The following is a 3,194-nucleotide window of genomic DNA, read 5'->3' on the forward strand; positions in this document are numbered from 1 at the left end:
CGGTCCAGCCAGGGCATCGTGCCGAGCACGCCAGCGCCGACGGCAGGGCGGGCGTTGCCGTCCGTTCTGTGTAACGGCATCGAATCGCTTTCCGGCATGAGCATGGGCGGGGTACGCGTGCACTACGGTTCGCCACTACCGGCGCGACTCAATGCGCTGGCCTATGCGCAGGGCCGCAACATCCACCTGGCGCAGGGTGAAGAGAAACACCTGCCGCACGAAGCATGGCACGTCGTGCAGCAAATGCAGGGCAAGGTGCGTCCCACCACCCGCGTGGAAGGCGTCGGCGTGAATGACGACGCGTCACTGGAACGCGAGGCGGACCGGATGGGCAGCCGCGCCTTGCAAATGAAGCCCGCCATACCGGCATCGTCACCCGCCTCAGAACGGGCCGCCACGGCCGCCGCGGAAGGCGTCGCCCAGTTGACCGTGTTGAAGCAGGCGTCGGGCCGCTGGTATTCCGACTACGACCCCTACACCGTGTTTCCAACCCAGGCGCAGGCAGCAGCCCACGACAAGACCATCAAGGTTCTCGCGGGCGCGAAACGCCGACATTATCGCGTGCCGACGCTCTACACCTATACCCACACGAAGCCGGCGAACAAGCTAAGCCGTGCGGTGCAGGGGCCGCATGTCGTCGCGCATCGCCTTACCTTGAAGGCGCTGCAGGACGCCACAACACTGGCCGAGCTGAAGAAGATCGAGGACGACCAGGTGCTCACGCCGAACGACGTCAATAACGTCGTCATGACCGATGAAGCGCCCGGTGCTGGCTATAGCTCGCAGATGCTGCCCCGCGTGACACGTTATGTCGCTGCGTATACGAAGGTACACAAGTCGCTGCATGTTGAATTCAAGAAGAAGCCGAAAAACCTGCTTCGCGCCAAGCATAGACTCAACAAGTTGCTGAATCTGGATCCTTACGCGACGTATGGTTGGAAGTCACTCGCCAAGGCCAGCCAGGCGCACACGAAGGGGAAGGGCGAGAACGTCGCCGTTCCCACCTTCGCTGACCTGATGGACAAGCCGCCGGGTGGTTCGATCTCCGATCCCGCGGGCCTGCAGTCATTCCTCGATGCGCGAGAGGAGCTGTTCGATGACACATTCCCCTGAGCATCGACCCGGCCCTTCCGTCGCGCCACACGTCGCCGCGCCGACGCAATGCAAGGTCGCGCAGCAGTCGCTGTCACCGGCCGGCGACATCATGCACTACGCCCGTTCCTCCACGGGCGGACAGGCATTGCCAAATGCACTGCGTACCGGGATCGAATCGCTTTCCGGCCTGGACATGGGCGGGGTACGCGTGCATTACGGTTCACCGCTGCCGGCCCGGCTCAATGCGCTGGCCTATGCGCAGGGTAGTGACATCCATCTCGCTCGCGGTCAGGAACAGCACCTTCCGCACGAGGCGTGGCATGTGGTGCAGCAGGTGCAGGGCAGGGTCCGCGCCAACACCCGCGTGGAAGGGGTCGGCGTAAACGACGACGCTTCGCTCGAGCGCGAGGCGGACCGGATGGGCTTGCAGGCCATGCAGATGAAACGCGCCGACGCGGGTACCTCGCAGCCCACGCCATCCCGGTCGGGCCCCGCCGTCGCACAGCTGACGGTGAAGAAGCAGAAGGCCGGCCGCTGGTATTCCGACTACGACCCGTACACGACCTTTACCACCAAGGCGGCGGCTACCGTCCACGACAAGGCGCTGAGGAACCAGGGCGTCACGAAGAAGCGCCATTTCCGCGTACCTACGCTGTACACCCATACCCACACCAAGCCGCACAACAGGCTCACCCGCGCCCTTCAAGGCCCGCACGTCGTGGCACACCGCCTGACCCTGCAGGCACTGCAAAGCGCCGGTACGCTCGGCGATATCCAGTCCATCTTTGACGACCAGGTGCTCAGGCCCAGGCACGTGGACGAACTGATCGACGACGAAGCCCCGCCCAGCGGCTACAACACGCAGCTGTCGCCGCGCATCACGCGTTACCTGGCCACCTATAGGAGGATCTACAAGCGCCTCAAGGGACAGATCACGGGCAATAGCACCGACCTGATTCGCGCCAAGCACCGCCTCAACAAGCTGCTCAACCTCGATCCCTATGCCACCTATGGCTGGAAATCGTTGACGAAGGCGAGCAAGAAATCATTGGCGAGCAAAGGAGAGAACGTGGTCAACCCCACCTTCAATCAACTGGTCGATACTCCGTCCTCGGCTTCGATCAGAAACTCCGACGCGCAAGACTCCTTCCTGCAGGCGCGAGAGCAGCTGTTTGACGATCACTTCCCGTGAATGAAGCGCCTACCAACGCACCGCAGCGTACGCGCGTTTCCTCCGGCGCCGTCCGTCCGCCTGTGCCACCGCGCGCGGATGCGCCGATACACGGCATGGTTGCCATGGGGGAACTGCATTACGCAAGGGCGGCGCGCCCACGCGCGTCCGTTCCCGAAGGCGTGGTCATTCMGCGCGTGCGGGCGGTGAAGGACCAGGAATGGGCCAAGCTCGACCCGATCGATGCGGCGCTCGAACACTTCGACGACGTGCTCAGCCATAGCTCGTCGATTCCCCCGCGGCTGCCGCGCGAATTCTTTGCTCTCTTCGCCCAGGCTGAAGAGATCTTTCACGCGATCTACGAAAGCGGCGAGGTGCAGGAAGAAGGCAGCATTGCGAACCTGGAGGAGCAGGTCGGGCAGTTGGAAGGCATGATGAACGTCGCCAAGCGCCAGGCCGCCAAGGATCGTGCAGCACAGGCGCGCGGCGGTGATCGACCGCCTTCGCGGTCGTCTCGCTATATGCCCGAAAGCGTTAGGTCCCGCGCGATGGAAAGCGCGCAGACTCTGAACGTGCGGCTGGACGGCCTTAACCAGTACCAGCACAACCTGGCCCTGCTTCACCACCATCCCCACGCGGTGTACTACGTGATGGGCAAGAGCGCGATGGGGCAGGGCGACACGGCCTTCGTGGTGCGTGCAGTCAGTATGCTCAACCGCCTGGGATTGCGGGCGGTTGGCGTCAAGCCGGCGAAAGAGATGCACAGCGGTGGCACCTCGTTCAGCACGACCCCATTCATCACGCCGGAGCAGATGCGCGACGACGCCACGGCCGGCGATTTCATCATCGAAGGCCCGTTGTCCGATCCCGTACTGCCGCCTGTGAATTCGGGCATCGATCCTTCGACKATCTCCACCGAGTTCGATGC

Annotated in this window: 3 protein-coding genes; all 3 read left to right on the top strand. The window is 63.5% G+C overall.

Translation table 11 applies throughout. The features are described from left to right. Positions 1 to 1,113: eCIS core domain-containing protein (locus AC1DSN_RS20515; protein WP_477332532.1), on the top strand; the 1,113-nt coding region annotated here is incomplete at its 5' end. Beyond that, positions 1,097 to 2,287 (top strand): eCIS core domain-containing protein, encoded by a 1,191-nt coding sequence (locus AC1DSN_RS20520; protein ID WP_477332534.1) that lies wholly within the window; start codon positions 1,097 to 1,099, stop codon positions 2,285 to 2,287. The genes AC1DSN_RS20515 and AC1DSN_RS20520, both read left to right, overlap by 17 nt. Positions 2,288 to 2,472: 185 nt before the next feature. Further along, the coding region (locus AC1DSN_RS20525) for a hypothetical protein (protein WP_477332536.1) at positions 2,473 to 3,194 on the top strand (722 nt) is incomplete at its 3' end.

Source organism: Luteibacter sp. P4_D7_3 (assembly GCF_056401735.1).

What these genes read in the sequence shown, in the direction of transcription:
- AC1DSN_RS20520 (WP_477332534.1), top strand. Translation starts at nt 1,097, where the DNA reads ATGACACATTCCCCTGAGCATCGACCCGGCCCTTCCGTCGCGCCACAC.